Here is a 14,381-nt window from a genome sequence, read left to right on the forward strand (position 1 = left end):
CGTTTCACGGACGACCGGAAGGCTGTCGATCTCTGCCGGGCAACGGCTCCGGCACGAACCCGCCGGGGTCACCGCGCGGCGCGCCGGTAGGCCCAGGTGGCGAGGGTGAGCGAGACCAGGCCGACGGCGGCGCAGACGCCGAGGTCGAGCGTGATCCGGGCCCAGTCGGGGTGCGGGGCGAAGGTGAGCGCGAAGGCGTCGACGCCGTAGCTGGAGGGGAGCAGGTCGCGCAGCCACTGGACCGGCTCGGGGAGCCGGGAGGCGGGCAGCACGCCCAGCAGCAGGGCGGCGGACATCCCGAGCTGGCCGGCCAGGGTGGCGAGTTCCTGGCGGGGGGCGAGCAGCCCGAGCGCGGCGCCGAGCCCGGCCAGGGCGGCGCCGGAGAGCGGGATGACGGCGAGCAGGATCCACATCCGGGCGACCGGCAGTTCGAACATCCAGCTGCCGATGCCCGCGGTGACGAAGACGCCCGGCACGGTGAAGGAGGCGTACGCGGCGGCGGTGCCGAGCACCACCGAGGCGGGCGGCACGGGCAGGGTCGCGTAGTGGTCGAGGCCGCCGGTGGCGCGCAGCCTGCCGAAGTACTGGGCGAGCAGGTTGAGCGCGACGAAGGCGACGACCAGGACGGCGGAGCCGGCCACCACGGCGTGCGCGGAGGGGTTGTCGCCGGGGTCGACGACGCCGCGCATCATGACCAGGATGCCGACGGACTGGAAGGTGGCGACGAACAGCAGCGGGATGCGGGAGACCTTGGCCCGGGCCAGCTGGGCGCGGTAGACCGCGGCCAGCGCGGGCAGCAGCCGGGCGGCGGGGGCGAGCGGCGCGGGCGCGGTGGCGACGGCGGGGGCGTCCAGCAGGGTCATCGGGCGAGTCCTCCGGTGCGGCCGCCGAGGCGGAGGTAGGCGTCCTCCAGGGTGGGGGTGGCGAGGGTGAAGTCGTCGAGCGCGGCGAGGGCGGGGCCGGTGGTGACGGCGGCGACCAGTTCGCGGGCCTCGTCGGGGGTGGTGCGCAGGGTCCAGCGGCGCCCGGTGCGTTCGGCGCGGTCGGCGAGCGCGGCCACGGCGGGGACGGCGAGCGGGGCGTCGGTGCGCCAGACCAGGTCGAGCCGGACGTGGCCGTCGACCAGGGCCTTCAGGCCGCCGGGGGTGTCGCAGGCGATGACCTTGCCGGCGTCGATCACGGCGACCCGGTCGAGGACGGTCTCGGCCTCGATGACGTTGTGGGTGACCAGCAGCACGGTGGTGCCGTGCTCGGCGCGGCGGCGGTCGACGGCGCTCCAGACGGCGCGGCGGGCGACCGGGTCCATGCCGGTGGTCGGCTCGTCCAGGACCAGCAGCGGGCGCTCGCCGACCAGGACGGCGGCGAAGCAGGCGAGCCGGCGCTGCCCGCCGGAGAGCTTGGCGAGCGGGCGGTGGGCGAGCGCTTCGAGGCCGAGTTCGGTGACGACGTCGGCGGTCTGGGCGCGGGCGGCGGCCCGGGAGAGGCCGCGCAGCCGTCCGGTGGTCTCGGCGGCCAGCGCGACGGTGAGCTCGTCGAGCGCGGTGGACTCCTGGCCGAGGTAGCCGAGCAGCCGGGCGGCCCGTTCGGGGTGCCGGACGACGTCGTGGCCGAGCAGGTCGACGGACCCGGCGTCGGGGCGGAGCAGGCCGGTGAGCTGGCGCACCAGGGTGGACTTGCCGGCGCCGTTGGGGCCGAGCAGGCCGAAGACCTCGCCGCGGTGGACGGCGAGGTCGATGCCGTCGTTGGCCCTGACCTCGCTGCCGCCGGTCCGGTAGGTCTTGACCAGGCCGCTGACCGTGCAGCAGCTCTGCGGTGCCTTGCTCACGACGGAAGACTCTACGCGCCGTAAAGGGCGTTCCGGACACGCGGGGTACGGGAGTCGGCCGGGGCGTCAGCTGTCCCGCAGTGCCTCCGGGGGCTGCCGGGCGTCGGGGACGCGGGCCGCGAGTTCCTTCCAGAAGCCCTCGCGGATCGCGTACCTGTCCTGTTCGTCGATCTGGTCCTCCTTGTGCGCGAGCAGACCGAACCGGGCGGCGTAGCGGAGCAGTTCGCCGTCCAGGCGGTGCGGGATGCGCGGGTGGTCGGTCCACAGCAGCTCGGGGTGCTCGGCGGCGGCGAGGCGGTCGAGCCAGCGGCGGGCGAAGACCTGGCCGACCTCCTGCGGGTCGCCGCCGACGCTGGTGATGTCCTCCTCGCGGTCGGCCCAGCGCTGGGCGGAGGTGGTGAGCCGGTCCAGGGTGGGCAGGGCGTCGGCGGCGGTGGCGGTGTCGGCGCGGTCGACCCAGCCGCGGTCGGAGGACCAGCGCAGCACCGGACCGGCGGTGACGGGGGGGGGCGGCGGCGGGCGGGCCGGTGGCGGCGCGGCCGGCCAGGTCCTGGGGTGGGGATGACCCGCAGCGGGGCGCTGCGGGCGGCGGCGGCGGCCGCGGGCGCGGGCACCAGCGGGACGGGACGGGGGCGGGCGGGCGCGGCGGGCAGCCCGGGGGCGGGCAGCACCGCGACCGGGGGCAGCGCGACGGGCGGCAGCGCCCGCGGGGCGGGGGCGGGTTCGGGGTGGGCCTCCTTCGGGCGGGCCCAGCGTTCGATCCACTGCCGGTCGAGCACCCGGCGCTCGTCGGCCTCGCCGACCAGTTCCTCGGACTGGTTGAAGTCGCCGTCGGCGGCCTGCAGCGCCCACAGGTGGACGGCGACGCCGTGCTCCTTGGCGGAGGCGACGCCGGGCAGCAGGTCCCCGTCGCCGGTGACCAGCACCACGTCGGCGCAGGCGTGGTTGCGGGCGAGTTCGCTGAGTTCGGCGTGCATCGCCGCGTCCACGCCCTTCTGCACCCAGCGGCCCTCGGCCCGGGTGAGCGCGCCCAGCCGGACGGTGACCCGGGGCAGCACCCGCAGTCTTCGGTGCTCGGGGGCGGGGCGGCGGTCGACGGCCGCGTCGAACCAGTAGATCCGCAGCAGCGGCAGGCCGGTCTCGGCCTCGGCGCGCTCGCGCAGCGCGCCGATCAGCACCTGGTGGTCGACGGTGATCCGGGAGCGGCCGGGCTCCCCGGCGAGCAGGCTGGCGGCCGCGCCCAGCAGGTAGCCCGCATCGACCAGGACGACGCAGCGGTCCATCTCCGGCACCTCCTCCTCGGCCCGGCCCGGGCGGTGGGGCTCCGCCCGGCGGCCCGGCGACCGTTGGGCACACCTTTACCCGCCGTTCGCCCGCCGAACCGCGCCGCGCTCCGGGCGTCCGACCCTGGATACTGGGTCACCGTGCGGAGAAGAGCGGTGGTGGCGGGTGCGGTGGCGGCGGTCGGCGCGCTCGCCGTGGTGCTGGTGCCCGCGACCGCCCCGGAGTCCTCCAGCGGGGACACCGAGCTGCTGTCCGTCTCGGTGGACGGCGGCCGGACGGTCGAGCTGGGCGCGGCCGAGACGCGCACGGTGACGGTCGAGGTGACCGCGCGCGACGACTCGGGCATCCGCTCGGTCGACCCGGTCGGCCTGTGGGGGCCCAACTACGCCGCGCTGAAGGTCGGCCGGATGGTCTGCACGCCGCTCGGCCCGGACGGGACGACGGCCCGCTGCCGCGGCGAGGCGACCGTCGCGGCCACCGCCCGGGCGCTCTTCGACGACCAGGCCGGCAGCTGGTTCGTCGACCTGCGGATCCGGGCCAACGACGGCGACCGCTACCTCTCGAAGAACGCCGCGGGCTTCTCCCTCAAGCGCACCGCCCGGCTCGACCTGGCCGCCGCCCCCGCCCGCGCGGCCGCCGGCGGGGCGGTCACCGTCCGGGCCCGGCTGCAGCGGGCCGACTGGGACGACAACAGCGAGATCCCGCAGCAGGGCGCCGTCGCCTACCTGCAGTTCCGCCCGGCCGGCGGCGACACCTGGACCACCCTGGCCGCCACCACCGCGGACGCCACCGGCACGCTGGCGCTGAGCGTGCCGGCCCGGACGTCGGGGACGTACCAGTGGTACGCGCCGGGCGACAAGTGGACGACGTCCGCGCTGTCGCCGCCGCTGCCGGTGGAGGTCGACGGAGCGGGCGCGCACCCGGGCCAGTGAGCGCCCCCGGGCGGCGCCGCCCGGCTCCCCTAGGATGTGCGGCATGGAGACCCCGACCGACGACCCGCGGCAGCCGTCCGGCCTGCTCGACGACGTCGGCCCGGCCTTCTCCCGGCTGCGCCGGACCGCGGCCCTGAGCGTCGAGCAGCAGGTGTCCCGCAAGGACATGACCCGGACGCTGGTGCTCAACGTGGTGCTGGACGGCCCGGAGCACGACGGCCAGGAGGTCACCGTGGGCGTGGTCGCCGAGCGGCTCGCCGTGGACCCGTCGGTGGCCAGCCGGATGGTCTCCGACTGCATCGCGGCCGGCTACCTGCGCCGGGCCGCCTCGCAGCGGGACGGCCGCCGCACGATCCTCGAACTCACCGACGAGGGCCACCTGGTGCTGGCCCGCTTCCGCGCGCACCAGCGCTCCGCCTTCGAGCGGATCACCCGGGACTGGCCGGAGCGCGAGCGGCTGGAGTTCGCCCGGCTGCTGATCAAGTACGTCGACTCGATCGGCGCGCTGCGCGACAACGGCTAGCGCCCGCGCATCGGCCCCGCAGCAGCACGACGGGCCCCGGGCGGTCCGCCCGGGGCCCGTCGGCGCGCGGGTCAGCCGCGCAGCTCGTCCGCGACCAGCTCGGCGATCTGCACGGCGTTGAGCGCCGCGCCCTTGCGCAGGTTGTCGTTGGACAGGAACAGCGACAGGCCGTGCTCGACGGTCTCGTCGGCGCGGATCCGGCCGACGTAGCTCGGGTCCTGACCGGCGGCCTGCAGCGGGGTCGGGATGTCGGTCAGCACCACGCCGGGGGCGCCGGTCAGCAGCTCGACGGCGCGCTCGGGGGCGAGCGGGCGGGCGAAGCGGGCGTTGACCTGGAGCGAGTGGCCGGTGAAGACCGGGACGCGCACGCAGGTGCCGGAGACCTTCAGCTCGGGGATGCCGAGGATCTTGCGGCTCTCGTGGCGGAGCTTCTGCTCCTCGTCGGTCTCGTTGCTGCCGTCGTCGACGATCGACCCGGCGAGCGGGACGACGTTGAACGCGATCGGGCGCTGGTAGACGCCGGGCGCCGGGTACTCGACGGCCGCGCCGTCGTGGACGAGGGCGGTGGCCCCGTCGACGACCTTGCGGGCCTGTTCGTGCAGTTCGGAGACGCCGGCCAGGCCGGAGCCGGAGACCGCCTGGTAGGTGGAGACCACCAGGGCGACCAGCTCGGACTCCTCGTGCAGCGGGCGCAGCACGGGCATCGCGGCCATGGTGGTGCAGTTCGGGTTGGCAATGATGCCCTTGGGGCGGTCGGCGATCGCGTCGGGGTTGACCTCGGCGACGACCAGCGGGACCTCGGGGTCGCGGCGCCAGGCGGAGGAGTTGTCGATGACGACGGCTCCGGCGGCGGCGACCTTGGGGGCGAGCGCCTTGGAGGTGGCGCCGCCCGCCGAGAAGATCACGATGTCCAGACCGCTGTAGTCGGCCGTGGCGGCGTCCTCGACGGTGACCTCGGTGTCCTTCCAGGGCAGGGCGCGCCCCGCCGAGCGGGCCGAGGCGAACAGCCGCAGCTGCTCCACCGGGCCCAGTCCGCCGGTCAAGTCAGCGCGCTGCGCCAGGATCTCGCGGACCACGCCGCCGACCTGACCGGTGGCACCTACGATGCCGATCCTCATCCGTCTCTCCTCCTGCTACCGGTTGTGCCGGTTGTCCCGGCCCATCATGCCTTGTCAGAGCGGGTTTCGGTGGGGTCGTCCCAAAGCGTGAACGCTTGCCGTCCGAGGCGGAAATCCCTCCTGCGCAGGCCCCTTCCCACCGGAAATCCTGCGTGCGACCGGCCGCCGCTCAGGCGTGCGCGAGCAGCGGCAGCCGCACCGCGGGGGTCGGGATGCGCCCGGCGCGGTGCAGCAGCGCCTTGAGCGCGGTCGGGTTCGGGCCGGCGAAGGCGGCCCGGGAGACCTCGACGAGTTCGGCGCCGAGCTTGCGGGCGAGTGCGGCGTCGCCGTCCTGCCAGGCCCGGTGCAGGGCGACGAAGCGGGCGGTCTCCAGGTGCGCGGAGGCCGGGATGCCGCCGTCGGCGCCGAGCGCGAGCAGCGGGGAGAGGAACAGGTCGTCACCGGCCAGGACGCCGCGCGGTCCGGCGGCCAGCAGTGCGACGGTCTCCTCGTCGATGCCGCCGGGCGCGTACTTGACCCCGGCCACGCCGGGCAGCGCGAGCAGGTCCAGCAGGGCGGCGGCGCCCAGCGGCTGCCCGGTGCGGTAGGGGATGTGGTAGATCACCAGCGGCAGCGGGGCGTGCTCGGCGAGGGCCCGGAAGTGGGCCAGGACGCCGGCCTCGCCGGGGCGGACGAAGGCGGGGACGGCGACCAGCGCGGCGTCGGCCCGGCCGTCCAGCGCGGCCAGCGCCGCGGCGGTGCGGGCGGTGCCGCCGTGCCCGGCGCCGACGGTGAGCACCGCGCCGTACGCGTCGGCGGCCCGGCGGCAGACCTCGACCACCGCGTCCTGTTCGGCGTCGGTGAGCGAGCCGGGCTCGCCGGTGGTGCCGAGCGCGACCAGGCCGGCCGCACCGGCCTCCAGGCTGTCGCGGGCGAGCCGTTCCAGGGCGTCGAGGGCGAGGGCGCCGTCGGCGGTGAAGGGCGTGACCAGCGGGACGTGGATGCCGTGGAGTTCCATGCGGGAAGCCTGCCGGGCGGCGACCGTGCAGGTCCAGTTCACGTTTCCGATGCCTCTCGTAAGCTGGTCCGATGCTCGATGTGCGAAGGCTGCGGTTGCTGCGCGAACTGGCCCACCAGGGGACGATCGCGGCGGTCGCCGAGGCGTTGTCGTTCAGCCCTTCGGCGGTGTCCCAGCAGCTGTCGGTGCTGGAGCGGGAGGCGGGGGTGCCGCTGCTGGAGCGGACCGGGCGGCGGGTGGCGCTGACCCCGGCGGGGCGGAACCTGGTGCGGCACACCGAGGCGGTGCTGGAGCTGCTGGAGCGGGCGGACGCCGAGCTGGCGCACGCCCGGACCGGGCCGGCCGGGCCGCTGCGGATCGGCGCCTACCCGTCCGCGGTGCGCGCCCTGGTACCGGCTGCGCTGGCCGAACTGGCCTCCCGGCACCCGGAGTTGGAGCCGATGGTGAGCGAGGTGGACCCGGCGGCGGTGGCCGGGGCGCTGCGCGCGGGCGAGTTGGACGTGGCGCTGGTGCACGAGTACGACCTGGTGCCGGGCGAGCCGGAGGACGGGATCGCGCTGACCGGCCCGGTGTTCGCCGAGCCGCTGTACCTGGCGGCCCGCTCCGGCGGCCCCCTGGCCGGGCACCGGGACAGCCCGTGGATCACCTCCCCGGTCGGCACGCTCTGCCACGCGATGGTCCAGCGGGTGTGCCAGTCCGCCGGGTTCAGCCCGCGGGTGCGCCACCGGGTGGACGACTTCGCGGCGCAGCTGGCCCTGGTCGCGGTGGGGCAGGGGGTGGCGCTGGTCCCGCAGTTGGGCGTCGACCGGTGCCCGCCGGGCGTCACGCTGACCCGGCTGCCGCTGTACCGGCGCACCCGCACCGCGTTCCGCTCGGGCGGCGCCGCCCACCCGGCGGTGGCGGCCTTCACGGCGGCCCTGCACGCGGCGGTCCCGGCCGAACTGCGCTCCGCCTGAGCTCCGCGCACCCGATCTCCCCTCCGGCCTCCCGCCGGGCCGGGGCGGTCGGTAGCCTGCCGCCATGCATCAGTTGAACGAGCAGCAGGAGCAGCCGGGCCGGTTCGGCCCGGACGCCACGGTGGAGGTCCGGGCCGAGGGCGTCGGCCCGGTGCGCACCGAGTACGCGCCGGACCACGACGGCGACCCGGACCCGGGCGAGATCGTCTGGACGTGGGTGCCGTACGAGGAGAACGACGGCCGGGGCAAGGACCGGCCGGTGCTGGTGGTGGCCCGGGAGGCGGGCGGTTCGCTGCTGACGGTGATGCTGTCCAGCAAGGGCCACGACGACGACCGGGACTGGGTGCCGCTGGGCGCCGGCCCGTGGGACCGCAGCGGCCGGGACTCCTGGGTGGCGCTGGACCGGGTGTTCCGGGTGCGCGACGGCGGGATGCGCCGGGAGGCCTGCGCGCTGGACCGGGCCCGGTTCCAGCTGGTGGTGGACTCGCTGCGGCACCGTTACCGCTGGCGCTGAGTAACGATCACCCGACGGCCGTTCCCGAATTCACCCGGAACCGGTACAACGACTCCAGGATTTCCCACATTTGAGCTGGAGTCGCACGCATGAGCAGCAGCACACCTCCCGGCTACGATCACGGCCAGTACCCGCAGGGCGGGCTCCCCGCCTGGCTGGGCCCGACCCCGCCGCCCGGCGTCCAGCCCGCCCCGGGCACCCGGGTGCTGGCCGCGCCGCTGGACCGCTTCCTGGCCCGCCTGATCGACGCGGCGGTCCTCCTGGTGCCGTTCGTGGTGATAGGCATCGTCACGATGGGCGACTTCCTGTACTACGTGCTGGCCGCGGCGGTCTTCGTGGCCTACGAGGGCGCCATGCTGCTGACCCAGCAGGGCCAGACCGTGGGCAAGAAGGCCATGCGGCTGCGCGTGGTCAGCGCGGCGCACGGCGGCCGCCCGACCGACAACGAGCTGTGGACCAGGGCGGGCGTCTACGGCGGCCCGTTCCTGGTGCCCTACCTGGGCGGGCTGTTCATGCTGGTCAACGTCCTGTCCCAGCTGTGGGACAAGCCGCTCCAGCAGTGCTTCCACGACAAGGCGGCCAAGACCGTGGTGGTCAAGGAGAGCTGACCCGACGGCCCGGAACGACCGGCCCGGCCCCGGCGGAGACCACACTCCGCCGGGGCCGGGCCGTCCCGCAAGGCGAAGCCGGACGGGCCGGACGGGCCGTCAGCTGGCCAGGCAGCTCGGCCCGAGCAGCTGCTTGAGGTCGCCGAACAGCGCCGGGTCGGACTTCACCCGGTGCCGGTCGAGGCGCAGCACCACCGTCCTGGTCCGGCCGCGCAGGTGGACGTGCACCTCGGTGCTGCCCCGGTGGCTGCCCAGCACCTCGCCGAGCCGGGTGACGATCGGCGGGGTGAGCTTGTTCTCCGGCACGGTGATCACGATCGGCAGCTGCGCCCCGACGTTGCTCAGGTCGGGCACCGACAGCTCCATGCCCATCAGCCGCGGCACGTCCTCCCGCTTGTCGAGCTTGCCGCGGACGAACACCACGGCGTCCTCGACCAGTTGGGAGGAGACCAGCTGGTAGCTGGCGGGGAAGAACATGCAGTCGATCGAGCCGGCCAGGTCCTCGACGGTGGCGATCGCCCAGGCGTTGCCCTGCTTGGTCATCTTGCGCTGGAGGCCGGAGATGATGCCGCCGATGGTCACGATGGTGCCGTCGGGCCGCTCGGCGAGGTCGGCGACCGCGCAGTCCGCCTTGTCGGCGAGGACGTGCTCGATGCCGTTCAGCGGGTGCGAGGAGACGTAGAGGCCGAGCATCTCGCGCTCCTGGGTGAGCAGGAAGGACTTGTCCCACTCCTCCTCGGAGAACACCACGTCCAGCCCGAAGGACGGCTCGTCGGAGACCGAGTCGCCGCCGAACAGGTCGAACTGGCCCTCCGCCTCCTTGCGCTTGATGCCGACCACGTTGTCGATCATCGGCTCGAACTGGGCGGTCAGGCCCTTGCGGGTGTGCCCGAGCGAGTCGAAGGAGCCGGCCTTGATCAGCGATTCGACGGTGCGCTTGTTGCACACCACCGACTCGACCTTCTCCAGGAAGTCCGGGAAGGAGGCGTACTTCCCCTTGGCCTTGCGGGTGCGGATCATCGACTCCACCACCGGCCCGCCGACGTTGCGGATCGCGGTCAGGCCGAACCGGACGGTCTCGCTGCCGTGCGGGGTGAAGTCGGCGTCGGACTCGTTGACGTCCGGCGGGAGCACCTGGATGCCCATCTTGCGGCACTCGTTGAGGTAGACCGCGGACTTGTCCTTGTCGTCCTTGACCGAGGTGAGCAGCGCCGACATGTACTCGGCCGGGTAGTTGGCCTTCAGGTAGGCCGTCCAGTACGAGACCAGCCCGTAGCCGGCGGTGTGCGCCTTGTTGAAGGCGTAGCCGGAGAACGGGACGAGGACGTCCCACACCGCCTGGATCGCCGCGTCCGAGTAGCCGCGCTCCCGGCAGCCCTTCTGGAACGGGACGAACTCGGCCTCCAGGATCTCCTTCTTCTTCTTGCCCATCGCGCGGCGCAGCAGGTCGGCCTGGCCGAGCGAGTAGCCGGCCAGGATCTGCGCGGCCTTCTGCACCTGCTCCTGGTAGACGATCAGGCCGTAGGTCGGCTTGAGGATCTCCTCCAGGGGCTTCTCCAGCTCCGGGTGGATCGGGGTGATCTCCTGCTGGCCGTTCTTGCGCAGCGCGTAGTTGGTGTGCGAGTTGACGCCCATCGGGCCGGGTCGGTACAGCGCCAGGACGGCGGAGATGTCCTCGAAGTTGTCGGGCTTCATCAGGCGCAGCAGCGAGCGCATCGGGCCGCCGTCGAGCTGGAAGACGCCGAGCGTGTCGCCGCGGGCGAGCAGTTCGTAGGCGGGCTTGTCGTCGAGCGGCAGTTCCAGCAGCTCGATCTTGACGCCCTTGTTCTTCTCGATCGCCTTGACGGCGTCGTCCATGATCGTCAGGTTGCGCAGTCCGAGGAAGTCCATCTTGAGGAGCCCGAGGCCCTCGCAGGTGGGGTAGTCGAACTGGGTGATGGTGACGCCGTCGGTGTGCCGGGTCCAGACCGGGATGTGGTCGGTCAGCGGCTCGGCGGACATGATCACGCCGGCCGCGTGCACGCCGGGCTGCCGGATCAGGCCCTCGATGCCGCGCGCGGTGTCGATCACCTTGCGGACGTCGGGGTCGTTCTCGTATAGGCCGCGGATCTCGCCCGCCTCGCCGTAGCGGGGGTGCGAGGAGTCGGTGATGCCGGACAGCGGGATGCCCTTGCCCATCACGTCCGGCGGCATCGCCTTGGTGATCCGGTCGCCCATCGCGTACGGGTAGCCCAGGACCCGGGAGGAGTCCTTGATGGCGGCCTTCGCCTTGATGGTGCCGTACGTGACGATCATGGCGACCTTGTCGGCGCCCCACTTCTCGGTCACGTAGCGGATCACGTCGCCGCGCCGGCGCTCGTCGAAGTCGATGTCGACGTCGGGCATGGAGATGCGCTCGGGGTTGAGGAAGCGCTCGAAGATCAGGCCGTGCGGGATCGGGTCGAGGTCGGTGATGCCCATCGCGTAGGCGACCAGCGAGCCGGCCGCGGAACCGCGGCCGGGGCCGACCGCGATGCCCTGGCTCTTGGCCCACATGATGAAGTCGGCGACCACGAGGAAGTACGCCGGGAACCCCATCTGGATGATGGTGTCCATCTCGTACTCGGCGAGCTTCTTGTGCTCCTCGTCGTAGCCGTTCGGGAAGCGCCAGTCCATGCCCTCCCAGACCTTGGACTTGAAGAAGTCCGCCTCGGACTCGAAGCCCTCCGGGATCGGGAAGCGGGGCATCAGGTTCTTGAACGTGAACATGCCCTCGGTGTCGACCCGCTGGGCGACCAGCAGCTGGCTGTTGCGGCAGCCCTCCTGCCAGATGTCCGAGGAGTCCAGGCCGTACATCTCGGCGGCCGACTTGATGTAGTAGCCGGTGCCGTCGAACCGGAAGCGGTCCGGGTCGGAGAGGTTCTTGCCGGTCTGCACGCACAGCAGCAGGTCGTGGGCGCCCGCGTCGCCCTCGGTGGTGTAGTGCGAGTCGTTGGTGACCACCGGCGGGATGTTCAGCTTCCGGCTGATCTCGATCAGGCCGTCGCGGACCCGCTTCTCGATGTCCAGGCCGTGGTCCATCAGCTCCAGGAAGTAGTTCTCCTTGCCGAAGATCTCCTGGTACTCGGCGGCCGACCGGACCGCCTCGTCGAACTGGCCCAGCCGCAGCCTGGTCTGCACCTCGCCGGAGGGGCAGCCGGTGGTGGCCATCAGGCCGGCCGCGTGCTCGGCGATGATCTCCTTGTCCATCCGGGGCCACTTCACCAGCCAGCCCTCCGCGTAGGAGCGCGAGGTCAGCTTGAAGAGGTTGTGCAGGCCCTCCTTGTTCCGGGCCCAGATGGTCTTGTGGGTGTACGCGCCGGACGCCGAGACGTCGTCCTTCTTCTGGTGCGGCTGGCCCCACAGGACGCGCTTGGTGTTGGACCGGGAGTCCGGGGCGACGTACGCCTCGATGCCGATCACCGGGGTGATGCCGGCCGCGGTGGCCTGCTTGTGGAACTCGGCGGCGCCGTACATGTTGCCGTGGTCGGTCATCGCGACGTGGGTCTGCCCGAGCCGCTCGACCTCCTTGAAGAGCTGCTTCAGCCGGGCGGCGCCGTCCAGCATCGAGTACTCGGTGTGGACGTGCAGGTGCGCGTACGGCTGGTCGCTCAAGGCGGGGCCTCCGGGGTCCTGGGAGAGGGCTGAAACACGTGCGGCCCGAGCCACCACCAGGGCTCGGACCACGGCTTCCGGGTTCGCGCCACCGAGTCTAGTCCCCTCCGCGCCCCTCCCGGTCCCCCCGCGCCGACCCTTCACGGACCCTCCGCCGTCCTGACGGGCTGTTAGGTTGGGCCACCCCGCGAACCGCCCGGGAACCGCCCGCGGCCCGCCCCGCGAACCGCCCGGGAGCCGTCCCGCACTCCCGCCCGCACCCCCGCCCGCACGACCGCCCAGGAGGCCAGGCGATGCCCGCCGTCCGCACCCTCTCCGACCGCGAGCTGACCGTCTCCTACTTCGGCCGCCAGCTGCTGCACCGCGCCGAGCGGCCGACCGCCGCCGCCGCGGTGGCCCGGCTGACCGCCCTGCAGGCCCAGTACTCGCCCTCCCCGCACCTGGCGCTGTGGGCCCGGCTGCCCGGCTTCGGGCACCGGGAGCTGGAGGCCGCGCTGCTGGACGGCACGGTGGTCAAGTCGACGCTGATGCGCGGCACCCTGCACCTGGTGGCCGGTGCCGACTACGGGCACCTCGCGGCGGCCTGGCGCCGCCGGTGGCTGACCGAGCTGCGCGGCCGGCACCGGGACGCCGACCTGGACGAGGCCGCCCTGGAAGCCTCGCTGCGGGCCTTCGCCGCCGTCCCGCGCAGCGCCGACGAGCTGCGCGGGCACACCGCCGAGGCGTCCGGCGGCCGGGTCCGCACCGCGGACCTGCTGCACTACCCGCGGGCGCTGCTCCCGCTGGTGCACGTCGCCCCGTCCGGGCACTGGCGGGCGCACGGCAAGCCGCGGCTGGTGCTGTGGGACGGCGAGCTGCCGCCCGAACCGGCCGCCACCGCCCGCCTGGTGCGCCGCTACCTGGCGGGCTACGGCCCGGCCTCGCGCGCCGACGTCGCGCACTTCACCGGCCTGCGGCTCGCCCAGGTCGACCCGGCGCTGGCCGCCCTGGGCGAGCCGGTCCGCTACCTGGCCGAGGACGGCCGCGAACTGCTCGACCTGCCCGGCGCCCCGCCCCCGTCCGACCCCGGCGGCGAACTGCCGGTGCGCTTCCTGCCGAAGTGGGACGCCGCGCTGCTCTCGCACGCCGACCGCACCCGGATGCTGCCCGCCGCGATCCACCGGCAGGTCTACCGGGCGGTCAACGGGACGCTGCTGGCCTCCTACCTGGTGGACGGGCTGGTGGCGGGCGTCTGGGAGCACGGGCGTGCGGGCGGCGCGGCCGTCCTCACCCTGACCCCGCTGCTGCCGCACGGCGGCCGCGCCGAGCTGGAGCGGGAGGGCGAACGGCTGCTGGCCTTCCTGGAGCCGGACGCGGACCGCCGCACCGTGGTGTTCGCGTCCTGAGGGCGCTCAGCCCTGCCCGTCGATCTCCGCCAGGAAGGCCAGCGCGGCGGCCCAGGTCCGCTCGGCGGCCTCGGCGTCGTGGTCGGGCAGTTCGGGGTCGGTGTAGAGGTGCCCGGCGCCCCGGTAGCGGTGCACCTCGACGTCGGCACCGGCCCGGGTCATCCACAGGTACCAGGTGTTCAGCCAGTCGTCGGACTCGAACGGGTCGGGTTCGGCGACGTGCAGCTGCACCGGGATCTCGGTGGCGGCGTCCTCCCGCAGGTCCGAGGTGCCGTGGAGGAGCACCAGGCCGCGGGCCTGCTCGTCGGCCAGTGCCAGGTTCTGCGCGAGCGAGCCGCCGAGCGAGAACCCGGCGTACACCAGCCCGCCCGCCACCGGCAGCAGCGGGGCGACGGCGCCGACGGCCCGGCGCAGCAGCTCGTCGTTGCCCACCTCGTCGCGGTACGCCATGCCCTCCTCCAGCTCGTCGAAGACCCGCCCCTCGTACAGGTCGGGGGTGTGCACGGTGTGCCCGGCGGCGCGCAGCCGGTCGGCGGCCGCGGTGACCGCGGGGCGCAGGCCGTACGCGGAGTGGAACAGGACGATCTCGGCCACGGGTCGGGCTCC

General features: G+C 74.0%; 12 protein-coding genes and 1 pseudogene. 6 read left to right on the forward strand and 7 right to left on the reverse strand.

The window, feature by feature from the left end:
* Positions 1-68: 68 nt before the first annotated feature.
* From HUT16_RS08905 to HUT16_RS08915, 3 genes and pseudogenes are all read right to left on the reverse strand, one after another.
* Positions 69-863, reverse strand: coding sequence for an ABC transporter permease (locus HUT16_RS08905; RefSeq protein ID WP_176187126.1), 795 nt, complete (start codon positions 861-863; stop codon positions 69-71).
* Positions 860-1,786, reverse strand: a complete 927-nt coding sequence (locus tag HUT16_RS08910; RefSeq protein ID WP_254898271.1) for an ABC transporter ATP-binding protein — start codon at positions 1,784-1,786, stop codon at positions 860-862. Before HUT16_RS08910 ends, HUT16_RS08905 begins: the two co-directional genes overlap by 4 nt.
* 105 nt (positions 1,787-1,891) lie before the next feature.
* Positions 1,892-3,108 (reverse strand): annotated as a pseudogene (locus HUT16_RS08915) (NYN domain-containing protein).
* 141 nt (positions 3,109-3,249) lie between these two features.
* Between HUT16_RS08915 and HUT16_RS08920 the strand changes: the two are divergent.
* Both HUT16_RS08920 and HUT16_RS08925 read left to right on the forward strand, forming a co-directional pair.
* The gene (locus tag HUT16_RS08920) at positions 3,250-4,041 is read left to right on the forward strand and encodes a hypothetical protein (RefSeq protein ID WP_176187130.1); all 792 of its coding nucleotides are present in this window, start codon (positions 3,250-3,252) and stop codon (positions 4,039-4,041) included.
* A 43-nt stretch (positions 4,042-4,084) separates the two neighbouring features.
* Positions 4,085-4,564 (forward strand): MarR family winged helix-turn-helix transcriptional regulator, encoded by a 480-nt coding sequence (locus tag HUT16_RS08925; protein ID WP_217712043.1) that lies wholly within the window; start codon positions 4,085-4,087, stop codon positions 4,562-4,564.
* 71 nt (positions 4,565-4,635) lie between these two features.
* Here HUT16_RS08925 and HUT16_RS08930 read toward each other — a convergent pair whose 3' ends face one another.
* Positions 4,636-5,682, reverse strand: coding sequence for an aspartate-semialdehyde dehydrogenase (locus HUT16_RS08930; RefSeq protein ID WP_176187134.1), 1,047 nt, complete (start codon positions 5,680-5,682; stop codon positions 4,636-4,638).
* A 169-nt stretch (positions 5,683-5,851) separates the two neighbouring features.
* A complete protein-coding gene (locus HUT16_RS08935; protein ID WP_176187136.1) occupies positions 5,852-6,679 on the reverse strand; it encodes a dihydrodipicolinate synthase family protein in 828 nt (275 codons plus the stop codon).
* 71 nt (positions 6,680-6,750) lie between these two features.
* Here HUT16_RS08935 and HUT16_RS08940 point away from each other — a divergent pair, with 71 nt between their 5' ends.
* The 3 genes from HUT16_RS08940 (at position 6,751) to HUT16_RS08950 (ending at position 8,757) form a co-directional block, all read left to right on the forward strand.
* Positions 6,751-7,635, forward strand: a complete 885-nt coding sequence (locus HUT16_RS08940; protein ID WP_176187138.1) for a LysR family transcriptional regulator — start codon at positions 6,751-6,753, stop codon at positions 7,633-7,635.
* Positions 7,636-7,699: 64 nt separating this feature from the next.
* Positions 7,700-8,149, forward strand: a complete 450-nt coding sequence (locus tag HUT16_RS08945) for a type II toxin-antitoxin system PemK/MazF family toxin (RefSeq protein WP_176187140.1) — start codon at positions 7,700-7,702, stop codon at positions 8,147-8,149.
* A gap of 89 nt (positions 8,150-8,238) precedes the next feature.
* The gene (locus tag HUT16_RS08950) at positions 8,239-8,757 is read left to right on the forward strand and encodes an RDD family protein (protein ID WP_176187142.1); all 519 of its coding nucleotides are present in this window, start codon (positions 8,239-8,241) and stop codon (positions 8,755-8,757) included.
* A gap of 99 nt (positions 8,758-8,856) precedes the next feature.
* Here the strand turns inward: HUT16_RS08950 and dnaE are convergent, their stop codons facing one another.
* Positions 8,857-12,390: a DNA polymerase III subunit alpha gene (dnaE, locus tag HUT16_RS08955; protein WP_176187144.1), complete on the reverse strand. Its 3,534-nt coding sequence runs from the start codon at positions 12,388-12,390 to the stop codon at positions 8,857-8,859.
* Between the two features lie 293 nt (positions 12,391-12,683).
* Between dnaE and HUT16_RS08960 the strand changes: the two genes are divergently transcribed.
* Positions 12,684-13,775, forward strand: coding sequence for a winged helix DNA-binding domain-containing protein (locus tag HUT16_RS08960; RefSeq protein WP_176187146.1), 1,092 nt, complete (start codon positions 12,684-12,686; stop codon positions 13,773-13,775).
* Positions 13,776-13,781: 6 nt separating this feature from the next.
* Here the strand turns inward: HUT16_RS08960 and HUT16_RS08965 are convergent, their stop codons facing one another.
* A complete protein-coding gene (locus HUT16_RS08965) occupies positions 13,782-14,369 on the reverse strand; it encodes a dienelactone hydrolase family protein (protein ID WP_176187148.1) in 588 nt (195 codons plus the stop codon).
* Positions 14,370-14,381 lie beyond the last annotated feature (12 nt).

Source organism: Kitasatospora sp. NA04385 (assembly GCF_013364235.1).
Lineage (GTDB): Bacteria > Actinomycetota > Actinomycetes > Streptomycetales > Streptomycetaceae > Kitasatospora.

Coding starts and splice junctions, on each gene's coding strand:
- HUT16_RS08925 (WP_217712043.1), top strand. CDS start 4,085: ATGGAGACCCCGACCGACGACCCGCGGCAGCCGTCCGGCCTGCTCGAC.
- HUT16_RS08960 (WP_176187146.1), top strand. CDS start 12,684: ATGCCCGCCGTCCGCACCCTCTCCGACCGCGAGCTGACCGTCTCCTAC.
- HUT16_RS08935 (WP_176187136.1), bottom strand. CDS start 6,679: ATGGAACTCCACGGCATCCACGTCCCGCTGGTCACGCCCTTCACCGCC.
- HUT16_RS08930 (WP_176187134.1), bottom strand. CDS start 5,682: ATGAGGATCGGCATCGTAGGTGCCACCGGTCAGGTCGGCGGCGTGGTC.
- HUT16_RS08940 (WP_176187138.1), top strand. CDS start 6,751: ATGCTCGATGTGCGAAGGCTGCGGTTGCTGCGCGAACTGGCCCACCAG.
- HUT16_RS08945 (WP_176187140.1), top strand. CDS start 7,700: ATGCATCAGTTGAACGAGCAGCAGGAGCAGCCGGGCCGGTTCGGCCCG.
- HUT16_RS08905 (WP_176187126.1), bottom strand. CDS start 863: ATGACCCTGCTGGACGCCCCCGCCGTCGCCACCGCGCCCGCGCCGCTC.
- HUT16_RS08950 (WP_176187142.1), top strand. CDS start 8,239: ATGAGCAGCAGCACACCTCCCGGCTACGATCACGGCCAGTACCCGCAG.